This window comes from Geodermatophilus arenarius (assembly GCF_042654585.1).
Taxonomy (GTDB): domain Bacteria; phylum Actinomycetota; class Actinomycetes; order Mycobacteriales; family Geodermatophilaceae; genus Geodermatophilus; species Geodermatophilus arenarius.
Genome location: NZ_JBHSGR010000010.1, coordinates 99,985 through 120,622, shown reverse-complemented (window position 1 = coordinate 120,622; position 20,638 = coordinate 99,985). Strand labels below are relative to the sequence as shown.

General features: G+C 76.1%; 20 protein-coding genes and 1 tRNA gene. 10 read left to right on the top strand and 11 right to left on the bottom strand.

Going from position 1 to position 20,638, the window contains the following annotated elements:
- Positions 1–10: 10 nt before the first annotated feature.
- The 5 genes from ACFO3M_RS11235 to ACFO3M_RS11215 are packed head-to-tail and all read right to left on the bottom strand — an operon-like array spanning position 11 to position 4,693.
- Positions 11–1,207: a pyridoxal phosphate-dependent aminotransferase gene (locus ACFO3M_RS11235; RefSeq protein WP_387988673.1), complete on the bottom strand. Its 1,197-nt coding sequence runs from the start codon at positions 1,205–1,207 to the stop codon at positions 11–13.
- Complete coding sequence (locus ACFO3M_RS11230; protein ID WP_387988672.1) at positions 1,204–2,700, bottom strand: RNB domain-containing ribonuclease; 1,497 nt, start codon at positions 2,698–2,700, stop codon at positions 1,204–1,206. The genes ACFO3M_RS11235 and ACFO3M_RS11230 overlap by 4 nt, the downstream gene beginning before the upstream one ends.
- Positions 2,697–2,912 carry an RNA-binding S4 domain-containing protein gene (locus tag ACFO3M_RS11225; protein WP_387988671.1) on the bottom strand — a complete coding sequence of 72 codons (216 nt, stop codon included), beginning with the start codon at positions 2,910–2,912 and terminating at the stop codon, positions 2,697–2,699. Before ACFO3M_RS11225 ends, ACFO3M_RS11230 begins: the two co-directional genes overlap by 4 nt.
- A gap of 16 nt (positions 2,913–2,928) precedes the next feature.
- The gene (locus tag ACFO3M_RS11220; RefSeq protein ID WP_387988670.1) at positions 2,929–3,639 is read right to left on the bottom strand and encodes an MOSC domain-containing protein; all 711 of its coding nucleotides are present in this window, start codon (positions 3,637–3,639) and stop codon (positions 2,929–2,931) included.
- Between the two features lies 1 nt (position 3,640).
- Positions 3,641–4,693, bottom strand: coding sequence for an aldose epimerase family protein (locus tag ACFO3M_RS11215; protein ID WP_387988669.1), 1,053 nt, complete (start codon positions 4,691–4,693; stop codon positions 3,641–3,643).
- Between the two features lie 104 nt (positions 4,694–4,797).
- Between ACFO3M_RS11215 and ACFO3M_RS11210 the strand changes: the two genes are divergently transcribed.
- The gene (locus ACFO3M_RS11210; RefSeq protein WP_387988668.1) at positions 4,798–5,973 is read left to right on the top strand and encodes an HNH endonuclease signature motif containing protein; all 1,176 of its coding nucleotides are present in this window, start codon (positions 4,798–4,800) and stop codon (positions 5,971–5,973) included.
- Positions 5,974–6,038: 65 nt separating this feature from the next.
- On the opposite strand, the gene ACFO3M_RS11205 is transcribed toward ACFO3M_RS11210, so the two are convergent.
- From ACFO3M_RS11205 to ACFO3M_RS11190, 4 genes are all read right to left on the bottom strand, one after another.
- Positions 6,039–7,136, bottom strand: coding sequence for a hypothetical protein (locus ACFO3M_RS11205; RefSeq protein ID WP_387988667.1), 1,098 nt, complete (start codon positions 7,134–7,136; stop codon positions 6,039–6,041).
- Positions 7,133–7,774, bottom strand: coding sequence for an RNA polymerase sigma factor (locus tag ACFO3M_RS11200; RefSeq protein ID WP_387988666.1), 642 nt, complete (start codon positions 7,772–7,774; stop codon positions 7,133–7,135). The genes ACFO3M_RS11205 and ACFO3M_RS11200 overlap by 4 nt, the downstream gene beginning before the upstream one ends.
- Positions 7,775–8,009: 235 nt before the next feature.
- Positions 8,010–8,480, bottom strand: a complete 471-nt coding sequence (locus tag ACFO3M_RS11195) for a GNAT family N-acetyltransferase (RefSeq protein ID WP_387988665.1) — start codon at positions 8,478–8,480, stop codon at positions 8,010–8,012.
- Positions 8,477–9,064 carry a TetR/AcrR family transcriptional regulator gene (locus ACFO3M_RS11190; RefSeq protein WP_387988664.1) on the bottom strand — a complete coding sequence of 196 codons (588 nt, stop codon included), beginning with the start codon at positions 9,062–9,064 and terminating at the stop codon, positions 8,477–8,479. The genes ACFO3M_RS11195 and ACFO3M_RS11190 overlap by 4 nt, the downstream gene beginning before the upstream one ends.
- A gap of 96 nt (positions 9,065–9,160) precedes the next feature.
- Between ACFO3M_RS11190 and ACFO3M_RS11185 the strand changes: the two genes are divergently transcribed.
- The 3 genes from ACFO3M_RS11185 to ACFO3M_RS11175 all read left to right on the top strand — a co-directional run bounded on the left by ACFO3M_RS11185 (position 9,161) and on the right by ACFO3M_RS11175 (position 11,328).
- Complete coding sequence (locus ACFO3M_RS11185) at positions 9,161–10,324, top strand: acyl-CoA dehydrogenase family protein (protein WP_387988663.1); 1,164 nt, start codon at positions 9,161–9,163, stop codon at positions 10,322–10,324.
- Between the two features lie 96 nt (positions 10,325–10,420).
- Positions 10,421–10,858 carry a DUF1707 SHOCT-like domain-containing protein gene (locus ACFO3M_RS11180; RefSeq protein WP_387988662.1) on the top strand — a complete coding sequence of 146 codons (438 nt, stop codon included), beginning with the start codon at positions 10,421–10,423 and terminating at the stop codon, positions 10,856–10,858.
- A 74-nt stretch (positions 10,859–10,932) separates the two neighbouring features.
- Entirely contained in the window at positions 10,933–11,328 is a 396-nt protein-coding gene (locus ACFO3M_RS11175; RefSeq protein WP_387988661.1) for a nuclear transport factor 2 family protein, read from the top strand.
- 7 nt (positions 11,329–11,335) lie between these two features.
- Here ACFO3M_RS11175 and ACFO3M_RS11170 read toward each other — a convergent pair whose 3' ends face one another.
- Entirely contained in the window at positions 11,336–12,577 is a 1,242-nt protein-coding gene (locus ACFO3M_RS11170) for an EAL domain-containing protein (RefSeq protein WP_387988660.1), read from the bottom strand.
- 243 nt (positions 12,578–12,820) lie between these two features.
- Positions 12,821–12,903: transfer RNA gene (locus tag ACFO3M_RS11165), tRNA-Leu, on the bottom strand.
- A 176-nt stretch (positions 12,904–13,079) separates the two neighbouring features.
- On the opposite strand from ACFO3M_RS11165, the gene ACFO3M_RS11160 reads away from it, so the two are divergent.
- The 6 genes from ACFO3M_RS11160 to ACFO3M_RS11135 all read left to right on the top strand — a co-directional run bounded on the left by ACFO3M_RS11160 (position 13,080) and on the right by ACFO3M_RS11135 (position 20,539).
- Positions 13,080–13,901 (top strand): FhaA domain-containing protein, encoded by an 822-nt coding sequence (locus ACFO3M_RS11160; protein ID WP_387988659.1) that lies wholly within the window; start codon positions 13,080–13,082, stop codon positions 13,899–13,901.
- 13 nt (positions 13,902–13,914) lie between these two features.
- Positions 13,915–14,376: an FHA domain-containing protein FhaB/FipA gene (locus ACFO3M_RS11155; RefSeq protein ID WP_387988658.1), complete on the top strand. Its 462-nt coding sequence runs from the start codon at positions 13,915–13,917 to the stop codon at positions 14,374–14,376.
- Positions 14,377–14,443: 67 nt separating this feature from the next.
- Positions 14,444–15,865 carry a PP2C family protein-serine/threonine phosphatase gene (locus ACFO3M_RS11150; protein WP_387988657.1) on the top strand — a complete coding sequence of 474 codons (1,422 nt, stop codon included), beginning with the start codon at positions 14,444–14,446 and terminating at the stop codon, positions 15,863–15,865.
- Positions 15,865–17,277, top strand: coding sequence for an FtsW/RodA/SpoVE family cell cycle protein (locus tag ACFO3M_RS11145; RefSeq protein ID WP_387988656.1), 1,413 nt, complete (start codon positions 15,865–15,867; stop codon positions 17,275–17,277). The genes ACFO3M_RS11150 and ACFO3M_RS11145 overlap by 1 nt, the downstream gene beginning before the upstream one ends.
- Positions 17,274–18,716: a peptidoglycan D,D-transpeptidase FtsI family protein gene (locus ACFO3M_RS11140; protein WP_387988655.1), complete on the top strand. Its 1,443-nt coding sequence runs from the start codon at positions 17,274–17,276 to the stop codon at positions 18,714–18,716. The genes ACFO3M_RS11145 and ACFO3M_RS11140 overlap by 4 nt, the downstream gene beginning before the upstream one ends.
- Positions 18,716–20,539 carry a protein kinase domain-containing protein gene (locus ACFO3M_RS11135; protein WP_387988654.1) on the top strand — a complete coding sequence of 608 codons (1,824 nt, stop codon included), beginning with the start codon at positions 18,716–18,718 and terminating at the stop codon, positions 20,537–20,539. The genes ACFO3M_RS11140 and ACFO3M_RS11135 overlap by 1 nt, the downstream gene beginning before the upstream one ends.
- The last annotated feature ends 99 nt before the right edge of the window (positions 20,540–20,638 follow it).

The following is a 20,638-nucleotide window of genomic DNA, read 5'->3' as shown; positions in this document are numbered from 1 at the left end:
CGGCCGGACCTCATGCGGACATCCTCGTCAGGCGCGCAACCGCCTCGTCGAGGACCTCATCGCGCTTGCAGAAGGCGAACCGCACGAGGTGGCGGCCGAGGTCGGCGTGGCCCGCCGTCCAGAAGACGCCGGCGGGCACCGCCACCACCCCCGCCCGCTCCGGCAGGGCGCGGCAGAAGGCCAGGCCGTCGCCGTCGGGCTGCACGCCGCGGACGTCGACCATCGCGAAGTAGGTGGCCTGCGGGCTGATCGTGGGCAGACCGGCGGCGCGCAGCCCGGCGACCAGGACGTCGCGGCGGCGCTGCAGGTCGCGGGCGATGCCGGTGAAGTAGGCGTCGGGCAGCGCGAGCCCGGCGGCGACCGCGGGCTGGAAGGGCCCGGCGTTGACGTAGGTCAGGAACTGCTTGGCGGTGCGGACGGCGGCCACCAGCGGCGCCGGCCCGCAGGCCCAGCCCACCTTCCAGCCGGTCGTGCTGAACGTCTTGCCGCCGCTGCCGACCACCAGCGTCCGCTCGCGCAGCCCCGGGAGGGTCGCCGCGGGGACGTGCTCGGCGCCGTCGAACACCAGGTGCTCGTAGACCTCGTCGGTGACCAGCAGCAGGCCCGCCTCGAGGACCACCTCGGCGACCAGGTCCAGCTCCGCCCGGCTGAACACCTTGCCGGTGGGGTTGTGCGGGGTGTTGAGCAGCAGCAGCCTCGCCCGCGGGGTGACGGCGGCGCGCAGGTCGGCGGGGTCGAACGTCCAGACGCCGCCCTCGGTGTCGGCCGGCGGCGGGCTCAGCGGCACCGGGCGCAGCACGCCGCCGGCCATGGCCACCGCCGCGGCGTAGCTGTCGTAGACCGGCTCGAACAGGACCACCTCGTCGCCGGGCTCGACCAGCGCCAGCATGGCGGCGGTGAGGGCCTCCGTGGCGCCGGCGGTGACCAGCACCTCGGTGTCGGGGTCGAAGGCGAGCCCGCGGAAGCGCCGCACGTGCGCGGCGATCGCCGTCCGCAGCTCCGGGGTGCCGGGGCCGGGCGGGTACTGGTCGGCCATGGTGCCGATGGCGGCGCGGGCGACGTCGAGGACCTCCGCGGGGCCGGGGGTGTCGGGGAAGCCCTGGCCGAGGTTGATCGACCCGGTGGCGACGGCGAGCGCGCTCATCTCGGCGAACACCGTCGTCCCGAAGCCCTGCAGCCGGTCGGCGAGGTACGGCTCGCGGCTCATGCGGCCACCTCGAAGCGGACCGAGCGGCGGGCGACGTCGGCCTCGGTGAGCCGCACCCGCACCCGGGAGCCGGCGGCGGGGCCGGTGCCGGTGCAGCGGGCCCGGATCGCGGGCTCGGCGAGGACCACGGTGCCGCGGTCGCCGTCGGCGTCGACCACGACGGCGTCGAACAGCGCGCCCTCGCGGCCGGCGAGCAGCCAGGCCTCGGTGGCGTCGACGGCGGCCCGCTCGACCGCCCGGGTGCGCCGGTCGGAGGCGGCCATGAGGCCGGGCAGCTCCGGCAGGGCGGCGCGCACCGCGGGGTCGGGCTCGCGGCCGGCGGCCAGCGCGAGGCAGACCTCGGTGGCGAACCGGTCGACCAGCCGGCGCAGCGGGGCGGTGACGTGCGCGTACGGGGCGCCGACGCCGGCGTGGCCGGTCTGCCCGGGCGGGGCGCCGTCGAAGGGCGTGTAGGCCGCGCCGCGCAGCAGGGCGGCCGCCTCCTCGAGGAAGGCCGCGTGCCGGGGGTCGGCGACGTGGAGCCCGGCGAGGACCTCCCCCGGCCCGGCGCCGTCCGGCCACCGCACGCCGAGCGCGGGGGCCAGCCGGCGCAGGCGCTCGACGTCCTCCGGCCGGGCGGGCGGCAGGGTGCGCAGCACGCCCACGCCGCCGTCGAGCATGAGCCGGGCCGCGACCCGGCCGGTGAGCAGCGAGACCTGCGCGTTCCAGCCCTCGACCGGCAGGTCCGCGCGGGCGACCAGCGTCCAGCCGCCGTCGGGACCGCGCACCACCTGCTGCTCCGGGGTGCCGAGCTCGACGGCCCCGCGGTCGGCCGCGCGCCGCTCGAGCAGCCGGCCGACCTCGGGCAGCAGCGCGATCGGGTCGGGGAGGGTGCCGGCGTCGGCCTGCGCCTGGACGCCGGGGTAGGCCAGCTGCGCGCGGCTGCGGACGCGGGCCCGCCGCAGGTCGACGCCACGCACCTCGCCGTCGGCGTCGAGCCGGACGGTCCACAGCGCGGCGGGGCGGTCCTGCCCCGGCAGGAGGCTGGCCGCGCCCTCGCTGAGCACCGGCGGGTGCAGCGGGGTGCGCCGGTCGGGGCTGTAGAGGGTCTGGCCGCGGCGCCGCGCCTCGGCGTCGAGCGCGCTGCCGGGGGGCACCACCGAGCCGACGTCGGCGATCGCGTAGCGGACGACGTAGCCGCCGTCCTCCCGCGCCAGGTGCACCGCCTGGTCGAGGTCGCGGCTGCCCGGCGGGTCGACGGTCACCAGCGGGAGGGCGGTGGCGTCCTCGTCCGGCAGCGGGAGGGCCGCCGCGACCCGCTCGGCCTCGGCGAGCACGTCGGCCGGGAAGGACTCGGGGACGTCGTGCTCCGCGCGGATCGCGGCGAAGTCCGGCCCGGCGGGCGCGGCCTCCGGCCACCGCGGCAGGACGAGGGGGAACCGGTCCCTGGACGCGGGGAACCCGGCAGCCGGAGGTGCGTCGTCGTTCCACGTGGAACCCGCGTCGGGGTTCACGCGACGCGCACGTCCTCGGCGCCCTCGATCGAGACGACGTCGCCCCGGCGCACCTGCCGGCCGCGGCGCTCCTCGGGCTCGCCGTTCACCCGCACCGCGCCGGTCACCAGCACGTCCTTGACCTGCGCGCCGGTCGGCACGGCGTCGACGAGCTTGAGCAGCTGACCGAGGCGGATGGAGTCCTCACCGGGACGCAGTTCGACGGTGCGCACGACGTCGATCGTGCCCTCAGGCGGGGACGAGCGCGTCACCGACGGCCACCCGGCCCGCCACCGGCACCAGCGCGCCGACCGCCAGCGTGCCGCCGCGCTCGCGGTGCACGGTCTTGAGGACGCCGGTGTCGCGGCCGATGCCGCCCGGCTGCGGCCGGGTCACCATGACGCAGCGGCTGACCGGCTTGAGCACGTCGAGCACCGCGGTGCCCAGCCGCACCGTCGACCCGACCAGGTCATCCTCGCCCGCGCCGTCGAGCAGCACGTTGGCGCGGAACCGCCGCCGGTCCCAGGTGCCGAGCGTGCCGGTGGAGACCAGGGAGACGCGGATCCGCGAGCTGTCGTGGAAGGCGCCGGACGCGCCCTCCCAGGCGTCCCACGGCCCGCCGTCCTCGTCGTCGACCGGGTCCTCGTACTGCCGCGGACCGCGGACGGCCTCCGCCGCGCGCAGCGCCACCGGCTTCCCGAGCCAGGCGGAGAGGACGGCGTCGTCGCCGGTGACCGTGCCGTCGGGCAGGACCACCTCGACGCCGCCGTCGGCCCGCAGCCGGCCCGAGGCGAACAGCAGGTCGGGGACGCGGCGGGCGGTGAGGCCGAAGCCGGTGGACCGGTCGAACAGCGCCCACCGGCGGTCCCCGGCCAGCCCCTCGGGGCCGACGTCGACGGCGTCGAGCCGCTCGCCCTGCAGCGACTTCACCGGGTAGCGCCAGAGCTCCTGCACCCGCACGTCAGGCCGCCGTCCAGGTGAGGGTCCACGTGCCCGACCAGCTCTCCCCCGGGTCGAGGACGACGAGGTCGGCGTCGTCGGCCAGCGCGTTCGGCGGGCACGTCATCGGCTCGACGGCGAGGCTGCGCCGCCGCTGGCCCTCGGGCAGCGTGTCGCCGCTGTAGACCTGCAGCCACGGCCAGGACCGGTCGACGGCGAGCTCGAGCGCGCCGGCGGCGCCGCGCAGCCGGACCCGCGCCCACCCGTCGTCGTCGCGGTCGAGGTCGGTGACGGCGTCGTCGAGGACGCGGTCGCCGATCCGGCCGACGGCGCCGTCGAAGGGCCGGCGGGTGCCGGTGGGCAGGCCGCCGTCGAGGCCGAGGGCGGTGCGCGCGGGGACGGTGAGCTCGGCGTCACCGATGCCGCCGTCGGCGTCCGCCCCGACCGACAGGTAGGGGTGCATGCCGGCGCCGAACGGCGCGGGCCGGTCCCCGGCGTTGCGGACCCGGACGGTGACGGTGAGCCGGTCCTCGCCGAGGAGGTGGTCGACGGCGGCCGCGAGGCGGAACGGGTACCCGGGGCGGGCCTCGACGACGGTGCCGACGGTGACCGCGTCGGAGTGGCGGGCCAGCACCTCCCACCGCTGCCAGGTGACCAGGCCGTGCGCGGCGGGCTTGCCGGGCGCCGCGACGTCGAGCTGGAGCCGCTGCCCCTCCCACGTCCACCGCCCGTCGCGCAGCCGGTTCGGCCACGGCAGCAGGACGCCGCCGCGCCGCCCGGCGGGCACCGTGCCCGCGGGATAGCCGTCGAGGACGTCCCAGCCGCCGGCGGTGAGGGCGCGCAGCCCGCCACCGCGCAGGTCGACGGCGAGGCGGGCGTCCCCGCGGACGAGCTCCACCTCCGCCGGCTCGGTCTGCGGCCAGGCGGTCATCGGCGGCACGCTCACCGGCTCACCCCACCACACCGGCGCCGCGCGGGCCCAGCCCGTGATCGAGCGGGAGGACGACGCCGTCCGCCTCGTGGGCCAGCTCGACGGTGCCGCGGCCCGGCCAGGTCGCCGGCCGAGGCTGCTCATGTCCCCGCTCCCCCGCCTGTCAAGGTCCTCCCGGGATCTGTGGACACGGCTCTGAGCTGCGGATTCACGTCGCGCCGGGGTCTCTGATCGACTATTCTTCGATCATGTGTTCGGGTGAGCCGGGGAGCGGGGACGTCCTCGACGACGTCGCCGCGCTGGTCGCCGAGCGCAACCGGATCGACGCCCGCCTCGCCCGTCGGGTCCGGGCCGCCGAACTCGAGCAGGCACCCGAGCGGGACGGGCTGAGGTCGATGGCCTCCTGGCTGCGCGGGCACTGCCGGCTGTCGGCCGCCGAGGCCTCCCGGCTGGTGCGCACCGGGCGGGCGCTGGAGCACCTGCCCGCCCTCGCCGAGGCGCACGACGCCGGTCTCGTGTCCGCCGAGCAGGTCGCCGTCGCGGCGCGGGCGGTGACCCCCGAGCGGCTGGCCTCGGCCGCCGACCAGCGTGTGGACCTGGCGGTGGTCGACGCGGTGCTCACCGGCGTGGCGATCGAGCAGTCGCACGCCGACCTCGTCGCGGTGGTGCAGCACTACTGCAACGCCCTCGATCCCGACGGACCGGAACCGGACCCCACCGAGGGCCGGTCGTTGACGTTGTCCCGGCACGCCGACGGCTCCCTCACGATCCGCGGGCACCTGGACGCGGTCGGCGGGGAGAGGCTGCAGACCGCACTCGAGGCCCATGTGCAGGCCGATCGCCCCGCCGGCGACGAGCGCACCCGCGCCCAGCGGCTCGGCGACGCGCTGGTGCAGGTCGCGGACAACGTGCTGGCCGCCGGCTCGCTGCCCACGCTGCGCGGGCACAAGCCGCAGCTCGCCGTCGTCATCGACCTCGACGACCTGGTCGACCCGCACGAGCGTCCGAACGCCGGGCGGATGGGCTTCGGGGCGACGATCTCCGCCGCCCGCGCGCGGTGGCTGGCCTGCGACGGCGCGGTGTCCCGGGTGGTGTTCGGCCCCGACGGCGCCCCGCTGGACCTCGGCCGCGAGCAGCGGCTGATGAGCCGCCACCTCCGCAAGGCGGCGGAACTGCGCGACGGCGGGTGCGTGTTCGCCGGGTGCGGGGCGCCGACGTGGTGGTGCGACGTGCACCACCTGGTCCACTGGATCGACGGTGGCGACACCAGCCTCGACAACGCAGCCCTGCTGTGCGAGCGCCACCACACCAAGGTCCACCACGGGTTCCGGGTCGAGCGACAACCGGACGGCCGATGGCGCACCCACCGGCCCGACGGCACCGAGATCACCACCCCCGCGCCGCTGCTCGCCCCCGCCGCCTGACCGCGCCCGCACGCGTGCACGGCCGCCCGCTCCCCCAGCGGACGGCCGTGCACGCGTGCTCGCGGTCAGGATGCGGCGGTCACCTGCTCACCGATCTGCAGCAGCTGCTCGCGGGTCAGCTCCTGCGGTGCCAGGAGTTGGAAGAACCGCCCGTCGGGGAGCTGGCCGAGGAGCGTCCAGGAGGGCGGGGTCCCGGCGTCACCGGTCAGGAGCGCCAGGCGCCCCGGCCGGCCCTGGACCGTCACCGTCTCCACCGGGGCGGCCGTCGGCATCCCGTCGAGGAGCCCGTCGATGGTCCCGGTGTACTGGGCACCCGTCGCGCTGAGCCGCAGCGACTGCAGCGGATCGGCGTCGCTGACCAGGTCGAGGCTCCGGCTCTCCTCGTAGCCGCCCACCGACCAGCCGGCCGGCGCCAACCCGAACTGGAGCCCCACCGGCTGCGGCCGGTCGACGATCGACTCCCCCACCGCGACCAGCGCCTCGGCGCGGGCCTGGGCGCCCTCGCCCGCCAGCCACACCCACTGCCCGTCCGGGCGCTCCCACAGCAGGCTGACCGTGCCGTCCTCCGTCCAGACGGAGGCCTCGGCGCCGTCGACGGTCGCCGTCCCGGTCGGCTCGCCCTCCGGCCAGAACCCGTACTCCTCCGAGGACCGGGGGTCCTCCGGATAGAGGCCGAGCAGGACCCGGCCCGGGTCGCCCGACGCCGGTTCGGTGGCACCGGGGCCGCCGGAGACCAGGTACGCGGGCTCGTAGGCGGCGACGAAGTACGGCGGCGTGCTCCCGTACCGGGGCATGCCACCGCGCCGGCTGTGGAGCGGCGCCAGCCCCTCGGGCTCCGGGTCGAGGGCGACCGGGAAGGTGACGGCCTCGGCCGCGACCAGCGTGATCCCGCCCGGCGCCGGCGCGGCGGCCGACGGGGCGGGGGACTGCGGCACGGCGTCCTCGGGCGCGACCACGACCGCCGTCGTCCAGGCGGCGGCGACGGCGACCAGCGCGGTACCGATGCGCAGCGACACCCGCCGCCCGGGCAGCCGCGACCGCCACCGGCGGGTCCCGGCCGCCGCGATCTCCTCCAGCAGGGCGGCGCGGGCGGCCGCGCGCGCGGCGGGCGTCAGCGCCGGCGCCTCGGGCCCGGCCTCGCGGAGCAGGGTCGTCTCGTTCATCGGGTCTCCTCCGACAGCAGGTCGGACAGGGTGGGCGCCTCGAGCACGGCACGGGTCTGGCGGCGGGCGCGGTGCAGGCGGGAACGGACGGTGCCCACCGGGACGCCGAGCACCGTGGCGACCTCCTCGTAGGACAGGTCGCCCCAGGCCACGAGCAGCAGGACGTCGCGGTCGGGGGCCTTGAGCCCGGCGAGCGCAGCCGCCAGCGGGCCGCGCAGCGCCTCGGCGTCGAGCCGGTCGTGCGGGTCGTCGTCGGGGCGGGCGTCCGGCTCGGCCGCCGCCCGGGCCAGCGCCCGGTAGCGGCGCCGCTCGGCCCGCGCGGCGCCGTGCACCAGGTTGGTCGCGATGCCGATCAGCCAGGGCCGCACGTCCAGGCGCTCCGGCCGGTAGTCGGCCCGTCGGCGGAAGGCGACGAGGAACGTCTCGCTGAGCAGGTCGTCGGCCAGCTCACCGACCCGCCGGCCCAGGTAGCGGTGCACCGCGGCGGCGTGCCGGTCGAACAGCGTCGCGAACACCTCCGGTTCGGCGAGCGACCCGGCGAGCACCTCGGCGTCGGTCGGCAGCGACGACGGCAGCGCGCGCAGCGGGACGGCGCCCGGCGGCGGGTCCGCCACCCGGTTCTCAGGGAGCGCTGTCACGGCTGGTGATGATCCAGCCGCGGGAGGTGAGGTCGTCACACCTCTTCATGTCCGGTCGCCCGGATCCGGTTCGCGGGGCGGCATCGCCCTCGCCGCCGGCACCCGGCACACCGCCCTGACCCTCTGCCTCGGCTTCCTGCCGTGGCTGGCCTCCGGTCTGCTGCTTCACCGGCACCCGGCGTGGACGCTGCCCGACGAGGCCGACGACCTCCTGCCGGCCTGACCCCGATCCCGGTCAGGCCGGGCCGAGGTCCCGCTCGTAGTACAGCGAGCACCCGGCGTCCGGGGCGTCGACGTAGGCGCCGAACGCGGGGATCGGACGGTAGCCCGCCCCCTCGTACAGCGCGATCGCCTCGGGCTGGCGCGGGCCGGTCTCCAGCCGCAGCGTCGTCCAGCCGCGCTCGCGCGCCGCGGCCTCCAGCCCCGCGAGCACCAGCTTGGACACGCCCCGGCCGCGGGCCTCCGGCGCCACGTACATGCGCTTGACCTCGGCCGCGCCGTCGCCCAGGGCGCGCAGCGCACCGCAGCCGACCGCCGTCCCGTCCGGGTCCCGTGCGACCAGGACGACGCTGACGTCCGCGGCCGACGGCGGCGTCCCCGGCTCGCCGTCGCCGCCGTAGCGGGCCCGCAGCTCGGCCTGCTGGGCGGTGGTCAGCCGGCGCACCTCGTCGTCGTCCCAGGCGGCGGGCTCGAGCAGGACCGTCACCGGCTGATCCCGTGCAGCAGCAGCGCGGCGAGCTCGCGGTAGGCGGCGGCGTCGTCCAGGCCGGTGGCGCGGGCGGTATCGCCCCGGCCGATGCGCGACATCAGCGTGGTGACGGTGTCGGCCACCAGGGCCGGGTGCACCTCGCGGAACCGGCCGGCCGCGACGCCGTCGGCGATCATCGCGGTCACCCGCTCGGCGGCGGCGGCGGTGTTGTGCTCGTACACGGCCCGTCCCGGCGGGAACGCCTCCAGGTCGCGGTAGAACGCCCGCGACGCCGGGGTCAGCTCCCCCGCCACGGCCTCCAGGTACGCGGTGACCCGCCGCGCCGGATCGGTCTCCCCGGCGGTCCGCGCCTCGACGGCGGCCGTCGCCCGGCGGAAGAAGTGCCGCACCACCCGGACGGCGAGCTGCTCCTTGCTGTCGGCGAGCGCGTACAGCGTCGTCTTGGAGCAGCGCAGCCGGACGGCGAGGTCCTCGAGGGTGAACCCGGCGAAGCCCTCGGCGAGGAACACCTCGGTGAGCTGGTCGAGCAGCTGCGCCTGGCGCGCGGTCAGCCGCCGCTCGCCGGTGTCGGTCGTCGTCACGGCACCTCCTCCGGGCGGACAGCATGCCCCTGGACGACGGACAGTACTGCCGTACTGTTGCCGGTACTGCCGCTGATCCGCGACGAGGGGGACCCCGTGGCCGTCGACCGTGAGCTGCCCACCCAGGAGGCCGCCGACCTCATCGCGCTCACCCGCGAGATCGCCGACGCCGAACTGGCGCCGCGGGCCGCGGGGTACGAGCGCGAGGAGCGCTTCCCGCGGGAGGTGTTCACCCTGCTCGGCGAGGCGGGCCTGCTGGGCCTGCCCTTCGGCGAGGACGTCGGCGGCGGCGGGCAGCCCTACGCGGTCTACCTGCAGGTGGTCGAGGAGCTGGCCATGCGCTGGGCCAGCGTCGCGCTGGGGGTGAGCGTGCACACCCTCGCCTGCGGCCCGGTCGACCGGTTCGGCACCCCCGAGCAGCGCGAGCGGTGGCTGCCGGAGATGGTCGGCGGCCGGCTGCTCGGCGCCTACTGCCTGTCCGAGGCGCACGCCGGCTCCGACCCCGCGGCCATGCGCGCCGCCGCCAAGACCACCGAGGACGGCTGGGTGGCCACCGGCGAGAAGGCCTGGGTCACCCACGGCGGGCAGGCCGACTTCTACACGACCTTCCTGCGCACCCCCGACGACGGCGAGCGGGCCATCTCCTGCTTCCACCTCACCCCCGACCTGCCCGGCTTCTCCGCCGCGCCGCCCGAGCAGAAGATGGGCCTCACCGGCTCCACCACCGCCGCCATCCGGCTCGACGACGTCGCGGTGCCCGCCGACCGGATGGTCGGCGAGCCCGGCCGCGGCCTGGCCATCGCCCTCGGCGCGCTGGACTCCGGCCGGCTCGGGGTCAGCGCCGTCGCCGTCGGGCTGGCGCAGTCCGCGCTCGACGTCGCGGTCGCCTACGCGCTCGAGCGGGAGGCGTTCGGCCGGCGCATCGTCGACCACCAGGGCGTGGCGTTCCTGCTGGCCGACATGGCCGCCGCCGTCGAGTCCGCCCGCGCCACCTACCTGGTCGCCGCCCGCCGCAAGGACGCCGGCAAGCCCTACGCCCGGCAGGCCAGCATCGCCAAGCTGGTCGCCACCGACGCCGCCATGAAGGTCACCACCGACGCCGTGCAGGTGCTCGGCGGGGCCGGCTACACCCGCGACCACCCCGCCGAGCGGTACATGCGCGAGGCGAAGGTCATGCAGATCTTCGAGGGCACCAACCAGATCCAGCGGATGGTCATCGGCAAGCACCTGGCCAGGGAGGCCGTGCCCGCGAACGGCTGACCGTGCAGGACGCACGGCCGACTCGTGACGTCTGTCAATGGTGACCGCCGTCGCGGCGGGAAAGACTCGGGTCACCCGCCGACGAGGAGCCCCGAGATGCCCGAGCCGCACCTGCGCGCCGCCGACGCCGACCGCGCCGCCGTCGTCACCCGCCTCGACGAGTCGCTGGCCGACGGCCGGCTGACCCTGGCCGAGTACGAGGACCGGTCGGCCCGCGCGCACACCGCCCGGACCTACGGCGAGCTGGCCGAGCTCACCGCGGACCTGCCCCACCCCGCCCGCCCGGCGCCCCACCCCGCCGCCGCGGCCGCGTACGGCGGCGCCTGGCACGGCGCGTGGGGGAACGACCTGCGCGCGGCCTGGACGAGCTGGCTGGTGACCGGCGTGATCGTCGTCGGCATCTGGCTGGTGTCGATGCTCGGCAGCGGTGACCTCGTCTACCCGTGGCCGGTGTGGGTCGTCGGCCCGTGGGGCGTCGTCCTGCTCGCCCGCACCCTCGGCGAGCGGCGCGGTGGACGGCGGCCGGCCGCCTGAACCGGTGCGGGTCCGTCCCGCATCCGCCGGGTAGCCCTCCGGGGGACCGCAGCCGAGAGCCCCGGAGGACCACCGTGCACACGCTCACCGAGCGCTTCGCCGACGCCCTGCACCACCTCGACGCCGAGCGCGACCCGCAGCCGCTGGTCGACCTCACCGGCGACGACGCCGAGCTGATGAAGCTCAACCAGGACCACGAGGCGCGCGGCCGCGACGGCGCCCGGCGCTTCTGGGAGGACTACCGCAACGTCTTCGGCGACCTGGAGACGACGTTCACGTCGCGGTCCGTCGGGGAGAACACGGCCGCGCTGGAGTGGGAGTCGCGCGGCACGCTGCGCAACGGGAAGCCGTTCACCTACCGCGGCGTCACCGTGATCGAGGGCGACGGGTCCGACGACGGCCTGCTGACCGGCGTCCGCACCTACTACGACTCCGCCGCCTTCCTGCAGGAGACCGCCGGCACCGCGTAGTCCGCCGTCAGCGGCCGGACCGCCCGGCCTCCCGCGTGCGGACGGCGGCGCCGGCCCGCTCCTCGAACGCCGCGCCGGGGGCGGGAGGGCCCAGGTGGAAGCCCTGGCCGTAGCGGACGCCCACGCCCTCCAGGGCGGCCCGCTCGGACTCGCTCTCGATCCCCTCGGCGACCAGGTCGGCGCCGATGCGGTCGGCGAAGAGGACGAGGCTGACCGCCAGGGACGCCCGGGCGGGGTCGGTGTCGACGTCCCGCACCAGGGCCCGGTCGAGCTTGATGACGTCGGGGGCGAGCTCGAGGATGTGCTGCAGGGAGGCGAACCCCGAGCCGGCGTCGTCGACCGCGAGCCGCACCCCGGCCCGCCGCAGCCGGCCCAGCGGCTCGGTCAACCGGCCGTAGTCGGCGACCGGGTCGTGCTCCGTCATCTCCAGCACCAGCCGCTCCGCAGGGGCCGCCGTGAGCAGCTCGACCAGCTCCGGGGAGCCGATCGCGGCCGGCGTCGCGTTCACCGACAGGTAGACGTCGGGGGGCAGCCGGTCGAGGGTGGCGAGCGCGCGCTCGACCGCGGCCAGCTCGAGCTGCACCCCCAGCCCCACGGCGGCGGCGTCGGCGAACCAGACGTCGGGTGGGTGACCGAACTGCCCGGGGAAGCGGGCGAGCGCCTCCACGCCGACCGTCCGCCCGGTGGCCAGCTCGACGATGGGCTGGACGACGACGCGCGGACCGCCGTCCTCCAGCACCTGCCGGACCCGTCGGGTGCGCTCCCGCGCGGCCTGCCGCTCGACGAGGGCGGCCGCGTGCTGCTCGGTGACGTCGCGGATGGAGGAGACGACGTACTCGACCTCTCCGGAGGGGTGCGTCACCGGGTCGGTGTTCACCGACAGCCACCGCAGCTCGCCGTCGTCGAGGTGGATCCCGACGACCTGACCACGGACGCCGGTCGCGGTGCGCACCGTCGAGCGGGTGGGTCGCTCGTCGGTCGACCAGCTGCCGCCGTCGGAGTGCAGCGCCGAGCGGAGCCGGTTCAGTTGCTGGCCGTGCAGCCGCTCGGCGCTGAGCCCGAGGATGCGACGGGCTGCCGGGTTGCTCGCCATCACCCGTCCGCTGGGGTCCTGGAGCAGCACGCCCTCGACGATGTTGTCCAGGAGGGTGGCCTGGAGGCGTTCCAGCCGGGCGGTCTCCACCAGCAGCCGCCGCAGCTGGTCCGCGTCGGCATCCGCCTCCCGCCGCCCCGGGCGGAACCCCCTCACCGCGTCCCCCGGGGGGGGGGCCGGCGCCCTCGTCCCGCGACCGTCCGCCGCACCGTGCACGTCCTCGACCTCGCCAACCCACAGAGGTGACCCGCGATCACCGACGACCCGCCGCTGCGGCGCCGCGGCCCGCACGGACCACCACACGGCCGGGCCCCGTGGCGCCCGTCTGCCGCTGCCCGGTGCGGCCGCCCCGGACACGCGGACGGCCCCCGGGGGATCCCCGGGGGCCGTCAGCCTGGGTGGGCAAGGGGGGAGTTGAACCCCCACGTCCTTCCGGACACACGGACCTGAACCGTGCGCGTCTGCCATTCCGCCACTTGCCCTGGCGAGGAACGACAGTAGCAGCCCGCCGGTGGGACCCGGCGGAGGGGTCCCGCTCCCGGGCCCGGCGGCGCCGGCCGGGCCCGGGGGTGTCACGCGCTCCTGGCCGGTCACGACGCAACCACCCGGCTACGATCAGTCGAGGATCACCTGTACGGGCGAGCGTGGGGGAGCGACTGTGGGCGTGCTGCAGCGCTTCGAGCGACGGCTCGAGGGGATGGTCGGCTTCGCCTTCGCCCGGATCTTCAAGGGCAAGGTCCACCCCGCCGAGATCGCCAAGGCGCTGCAGCGGGAGGCCGACGAGCAGAAGTCGGTCATGGGCGAGGGCCGGGTGCTCGCGCCCAACGTCTACGACGTCCGCCTGGGCCCCACCGACTACGACAACCTCGCCGAGTGGTCCGGGCAGCTCGCCTCCGAGCTCGCCGACATGGTGTCCGAGCACATCGAGGACGAGGGCTGGCAGGTCTTCGGCGAGGTCCAGGTCCGCCTCGAGCGCGACGACGACCTGCCGACCGGCGTGTTCGAGGTCAGCTCGCACGTCGCCGACCCCGCCCGCCCCGGCTCGCGCGCCGACTCCCCCGCCGTCCCGCCGGCGCCGCCGCTGCACGGCTCCGGCGCGGTCCCCCCGCTCCCGCCGCTGCACGGCCGCGTGGCCACCGACACCGGGCGGCAGCACCCCTCGGTGGTCGGCCGCGCGGGTTCCCGCCCCGGCGTCACCCACGTGCTCGTCGTCGACGGGCCCGGCACCCGGCACGAGCTCACCACCGGCCGCAACGTCATCGGCCGCGGCACCGACGCCGACATCCGGCTGCCCGACACCGGCGTCAGCCGCAAGCACGCCGACTGCGTCCTGGAGAACGGGACCGCCGTCGTCGAGGACCTCGGGTCGACCAACGGCACGCTGGTCAACGGCCGCCGGGTGAGCCGGCAGGCGCTGTCCGACGGCGACGTCATCCGCATCGGCCACTCGGTGCTGGTGTACCGGCAGGACGGCGCGTGAACGGGAGCCGGCCGTGACCGCCGAGATCGTGCTGCAGGTCTTCCGCTTCGGGTTCCTGCTGCTGCTCTGGCTGTTCATCTTCGCCGCGTTCCGCGTCGTCCGCGCCGACCTGTTCGGCGGCCGCACGGGGCGGGTCGCCTCGGTCCCGCCCCGCGCCGCGGCGACCCCCGCCCGCAAGCGCGGACGCGGCCCCCGCACACTCGTGGTGACCGCCGGTCCGCTGACCGGGACGAAGATCACGCTCGGGGAGCAGCCCATCCTCATCGGCCGCGCCGACGACTCGACGCTCGTCCTCACCGACGACTTCGCCAGCTCGCGGCACGCCCGCCTGACCAACCGCAGCGGGCAGTGGTACGTCGAGGACCTCGGCTCGACCAACGGCACCTACCTCGACCAGCAGCGGGTGCAGGGGCCGCTGCTCGTGGCTCCCGGCCAGCCGATCCGCATCGGTCAGACCGCCCTGGAGCTGCGCTGATGGGCACCTTCCGGACGAGCACGCAGACGACCACGGGGAGCGGCAGACCAGACGTGAGCAGGTCCCGATGAGCCTCGCGCTGCGCTACGCCGCCCGCTCCGACCGCGGTCTGGTCCGCGGCAACAACCAGGACTCGGTCTACGCCGGGCCCCGGCTGCTGGCCGTGGCCGACGGCATGGGCGGGCACGCCGCGGGCGACGTCGCCAGCAAGGTGGTCATCGCCGCGCTCGAGCACCTCGACGACGACGCGCCCAGCGGCGACATGCTGCAGGCGCTGCGCGAGGCGGTCTTCGACGGCAGCGAGCACCTGCGCGAGGTCATCCGCGAGTCGCCGCAGCTGGAGGGCATGGGCACCACGCTCACCGCCGTCCTGTTCGCCGGCGGCCGGCTGGCGCTGTGCCACGTCGGCGACTCCCGCGCCTACCTGCTGCGCGACGGCGTCCTCACCCAGATCACGCACGACGACACGTTCGTGCAGACCCTCATCGACGACGGGCGGATCACGCCCGAGGAGGCCAACCACCACCCGCAGCGCTCGCTGCTGCTGCGGGCGCTCAACGGCCAGGACGTCGACCCCGACCTGTCGATGCGCGAGGCCCGCGCCGGCGACCGCTACCTGCTGTGCTCCGACGGCCTGTCCGGCGTGGTCAGCGAGGAGACGCTGGCCGAGGCGCTCAAGGACCCCGACCCGCAGTCGACCGCCGACCGGCTCGTCGAGCTGGCGCTGCGCAGCGGCGGCCCGGACAACATCACCGTGATCGTCGCCGACGTCGTCGAGGACTCCGGCACGGGCACCTCCATGGAGCCGGTGGTCGACGGCGCGGCCGGGGACAACCGCGGCCAGCGCGAGGTCGACCCCCGCTCCGCGGCCGGCCGGGCGGCGCTCGCCGACCCCCCGCCCCCGCCGCCCCCACCACCGACGAACAGCTCCACGGCCGCCGCTCCCCCCGACCGCCGCCGCCCTCGGCGGCGGCTGTTCGTCGCTGTGGGGGCGGTGCTGGTCCTGGCGGTCGGCGCGATCGCCACCTGGCTGTGGGTGCTCACCCACTGGTTCGTCGGCGTCGCGGCCGCCGACGGCGGCGACCGGGTCGCGGTCTACCGCGGCTTCGACACCGCCCTGCTCGGCCTGGACCTCTACCGGGTCGACGACGTCACCGACATCGCGCTCGACGACCTGTCCTCCTACGACCAGAACAGCGTGCGGCAGGGCATCGAGGCCAGCGACGCCGACGACGCGCAGCGCATCGTGCGCGACCTGCACGACGCGACCCTCCCGCCGTGCGACCCCGAACCCTCCACCACCTCGGACGACGCTCCCCCGTCGGCCGAGGCCTCGCTGTCGCCGCTCCCTGACGGCGCGCTGCCCTCCCCGGACGCCGGGGCCCTGCCCTCCGGGTCGGGCGCGGGCGGCAGCACCGAGGCCGCGCCGACGTCGGGCTCCCCGTCGTCGGCGCCCGAGCCGGGGGTGGACTGCCGGGAGGCGGAGTGATGGGCGGCCCCTCGACCGACCCGCGCGCCCCCGCGCCGGGGACGGTCCCGCCCCGGCGGCGCAACACCGAGCTCGCGCTGCTCGGGTTCGCCGTCCTCATCACCCTCGCGGCGCAGTGCATCGTCGACGTCACGGTCACCGGCTCGCTGCGCGCGGACCTGCTGACCTTCGGCGGCTGGTTCACCGCCCTCTGGCTGGTCGTGCACCTCGTCGTCCGCCGGTTCGCCCCCTACGCCGACCCGCTGCTGCTGCCCGCGGTGGCGGTGCTGACCGGCCTCGGGCTGACGATGATCCACCGGCTCGACCTCGCCGGGCTGCAGGACGGCGAGGCCACCCGCGAGGACGCCCCGGTCCAGCTGCTGTGGGCGACCCTGGGCGTGGCGCTGTTCGTCGCCGTCGTCGTCGTGCTGCGCGACCACCGGCTGCTGTCCCGCTTCGCCTACACCCTGGGCCTGGTCGGCCTGGTGCTGCTCGCGCTGCCCGCGGTGCTGCCCGCGTCGGTCTCCGAGGTCTACGGCGCCAAGATCTGGATCCGGGTCGCGGGCTTCAGCATCCAGCCCGGCGAGTTCGCCAAGATCTGCCTGATCGTCTTCTTCGCCGCCTACCTGGTCGACAAGCGCGACGTGCTGGCGCTGGCCAGCCGCCGGGTCATGGGCCTGGAGCTGCCGCGCGGCCGCGACCTCGGCCCGGTGCTGGTGGTCTGGGTCGTGTCGATCCTCGTGCTCGTCTTCGAGCGCGACCTGGGCAGCTCCCTGCTGCTGTTCGGCATCTTCGTGGTGATGCTCTACGTCGCCACCGAGCGGGCCAGCTGGCTGCTCATCGGCCTGGGGCTGTTCGCCGGCGGCGCGTTCCTCGCCTACCAGCTCTTCGGCCACGTGCGCGTGCGCGTGGACACCTGGCTGGACCCCTTCGCCTACCGCGACGAGGGCGGCTACCAGCTGGTCCAGTCGCTGTTCGGGCTGGGCACCGGCGGGCTGTTCGGCGCCGGGCTCGGCGGCGGCCGCCCCGACCAGGTGCCGGTGGCCAAGAGCGACTTCATCGCCTCGGCGATCGGCGAGGAGCTGGGCCTGTTCGGCCTGGTCGCCGTCATCGTCATCTACCTGGTGCTCGTCGAGCGCGGCCTGCGCACCTCGCTGATCGTGCGCGACGCCTTCGGCAAGCTCCTGGCCGGCGGCCTGGCCTTCGCCGTCGCCTGGCAGCTGTTCGTCGTCCTCGGCGGGGTCACCGGCCTGCTGCCGCTGACCGGCCTGACGACGCCGTTCGTCGCCTACGGCGGGTCCTCGCTGGTGGCCAACTTCGGGCTGGTCGCGATCCTGGTGCGGATCAGCGACGCCGCCCGCCGGCCGGCCACCCCGCCCGCTCCCCCGAAGGCCGCCTTCGGCGACGCCCCGACCGAGGTGGTGTCCACGTGAACGCGCCGCTGCGCCGGGTGGCGATCAGCGTGCTCGTGCTGTTCACGCTGCTCATCGTCAACGTCAACTACATCCAGGTCGTGCGCTCCGACGAGCTGCGCGAGGACCCGGGCAACACCCGCGTGCTCACCGAGGAGTACTCGCGCGAGCGCGGCTCGATCGTCGTCGACGGGACCGAGGTGGCCCTGTCGGTCCCCACCCAGGACACGCTCGAGTACCTGCGGCAGTACCCGCAGGGGCCCACGTACGCCGCGGTCACCGGCTACTACTCGCTGCTCTACAACAGCGCCCAGATGGAGCGCGCGGCCAACGACGTGCTCACCGGCTCCGACGCCCGGCTGTTCACCCGGCGGCTGGCCGACCTGTTCACCGGCCGTGACCCGGCCGGCGGCGACGTCGTCCTCACGATGGACGCCGCCGTCCAGGAGGCCGCGATGGCCGGGCTCGACGGCGTCACCGGCGCGGTCGTCGCGCTCGACCCGTCCACCGGCGCGGTGCTCGGCATGGCCAGCACGCCCACCTACGACCCCGGGCAGCTGTCCAGCCACGACCCCGCCGCCATCCGCGCCTACGCCGACCAGCTGGACGCGATGGAGACCGACCCGCGGCTCAACCGGGCGACCCAGGACAACTACCCGCCCGGCTCGATCTTCAAGGTGATCGTCTCGGCGGCCGCGCTGGCGACCGGCGAGTACACCCCGGACACCGTCGTCCCCGCCCCCGACCTGCTCACCCTGCCGGACACGTCGACGACGCTGGAGAACTTCAACGGGTCCTCCTGCAGCAGCAGCCAGGAGCAGTCGCTGATCGACGCGCTGACCATCTCCTGCAACACCGCCTTCGCGCAGCTGGGCATCGACCTCGGCGAGGACCGCGTGCGGGAGATGGCCGAGGCGTTCGGGATGACCGGGGACGGCATGGAGATCCCGCTGGAGGTCGCCGGCAGCAGCATCGGCGACATCGAGAGCGAAGCGGCGCTGGGCCAGAGCTCGATCGGCCAGCGCGACGTCCGGACCACCCCGCTGCAGGCGGCGATGATCGCCGCGGCCGTGGCCAACGACGGGACCCTGATGACCCCCTACCTCGTCGACCAGGTGCGCGCCCCCGACCTCACCGTCATCGACCGGTCCGATCCGGAGGAGCTCTCCCGGCCGGTCACGCCCGAGGTCGCCGACCAGCTCACCGAGATGATGGTCAGCGTCGTGGAGAACGGCAGCGGCCGGCGCGCGCAGGTGCCCGGCGTCGAGGTCGCCGGCAAGACCGGCACGGCGCAGAACGCCGGCCCCGACCACAACTGGTTCATCGGCTTCGCCCCGGCCGACGACCCGCAGATCGCCGTCGCGGTGTTCGTGGCGAACGGCGGGGGTACCGGCGGCGACGTCTCCGCCCCGATCGCGCGCGACGTGATCGAGGCCTACCTCGAGGGTCAGGGGGGCTGATGGCCCTGTCCACCGGCACCATCCTGGCCGGCCGCTACGAGATCACCGAGCCGATCGCCACGGGCGGCATGGGCGAGGTCTGGCGGGCGCGCGACCGCGTCCTCGACCGCGTCGTCGCCGCCAAGGTGCTGCGCAGCGAGTACATGGGCGACCCGAGCTTCGTCGCCCGGTTCCGCAACGAGGCGCGGCACACCGCGGCCCTGTCGCACCCGAACATCGCCTCGGTCTACGACTACGGCGAGACCAGCGCCGACGGCGGCAACGGCCAGCTGGCCTTCCTCGTCATGGAGCTGGTCGAGGGCAAGCCGCTGGTCACGATCCTCCACGAGGAGGGGCGGCTGCCGGTCGACTGGACGCTGCACGTCCTCGGCCAGGCCGCCGACGGCCTGTCGGCCGCGCACGCCGCCGGGGTGGTGCACCGCGACATCAAGCCGGGCAACCTCATCGTCCGGCCCGACGGCGTGGTGAAGCTGACCGACTTCGGCATCGCCCGCGCCCGCGACACCACGCCGCTGACCCGCACCGGCATGGTGGTCGGGACCGCGCAGTACCTGTCGCCGGAGCAGGCGCAGGGCATGGAGGTCACCGCCGCCTCCGACGTCTACTCCCTCGGCGTCGTCGGCTACGAGTGCCTCACCGGCGTGCGGCCCTTCGACGGCACCTCCCAGGTGGCCATCGCGCTGGCGCACATCAACCGCCCGCCGCCGCCCCTGCCGGGCGACATCCCGCCGGCGGTGCGGCTGCTGGTCGAGCGCGCGCTGGCCAAGGACCCGGCCGACCGGTTCACCGACGGCGCCGCCTTCGCCGCGGCGATCCGCTCGGTGGCCGCCGGCGGCGGCCTCGCGCCCACGACGTCGGCCACCGGGGCGATGGCCGCCGCGCCGACCGAGGTGATCCCCGAGGTCGACGGCGAGGGAACCCGCGTCCTCGGCGGTCCGCTCACCGGGGCGGTCGCCGCCGCCACGCTCGGCGCCGCGGCCGCCGTCCCGCGCACCGGGGGCCGGCACGCCGCCGGTGCGCGCACCATGCCCCCGCTGCAGGGCCCGCCCGTCGACGGCGACGAGCGGCGGTGGGACGACGGCGCCGCGCCGCGCCGGGGCGACCGCCGGTGGGTGTGGGCGCTGGTCTCCCTGCTGGTGGTCGCCGGGCTGGTCACCGGCGCCTGGCTGCTCCTCGGCGGTGGGGACGACCGCGACGGCACGACCGCCGGCCCCTCGGCGAGCACCTCGTCGGCCAGCGGCTCGGCCGGCGCGACGCAGCAGCTGGTCAACATCCCCGCCGCGTCGCAGTACATCGGCGAGGACGCCGACGACGTGCAGGCCGAGCTGGAGGAGGCCGGCCTCGAGGTGACCCGGGCCGACGCCGACGCCGGCCAGCTGGCGGCCGCGGGCATCGAGCTCAGCGCCGGCGACGTCGCCGCCGTCGACCCCAGCGGCATCCCGGTCCCCCGCGGCTCCACCGTCACCCTGTACGTGGCCCAGGAGGACTACACCCCGGAGGAGGAGTCCGAGGACACCGGCGGTGACTCCGGCGGTCAGGACGACGGCGGCTCCGGCGACGAGGACACCCCCGCGCCGACCACCACCCAGCAGCAGCCCGCGCCGACGACAACCACGCCGGCCCCGACCACCACCACCCAGCAGCAGCCCGCGCCGACGACGTCGGACAGCCCGCCGGTCACCCAGCCCGGCACCACCGCGCCGCCGCCGCCCGTGCAGACCACGGAGCCGACGGTGAGCGAGGGGGCCGGGGCCTCGACCAACGGGCAGGGCCAGTGGCCGCCCGACGCCGCGAACGTGGCCGCGCAGGAACCGCCGGCGTGACGCCGCTCCCTCGCGCCGCCCGGGACCGGGCGGCGTCGCCCGTTAGGGTGACCGCCGGAACCGGGCGCGCTCCCGGCGTTCCCTGCTGCCCGGGGACGC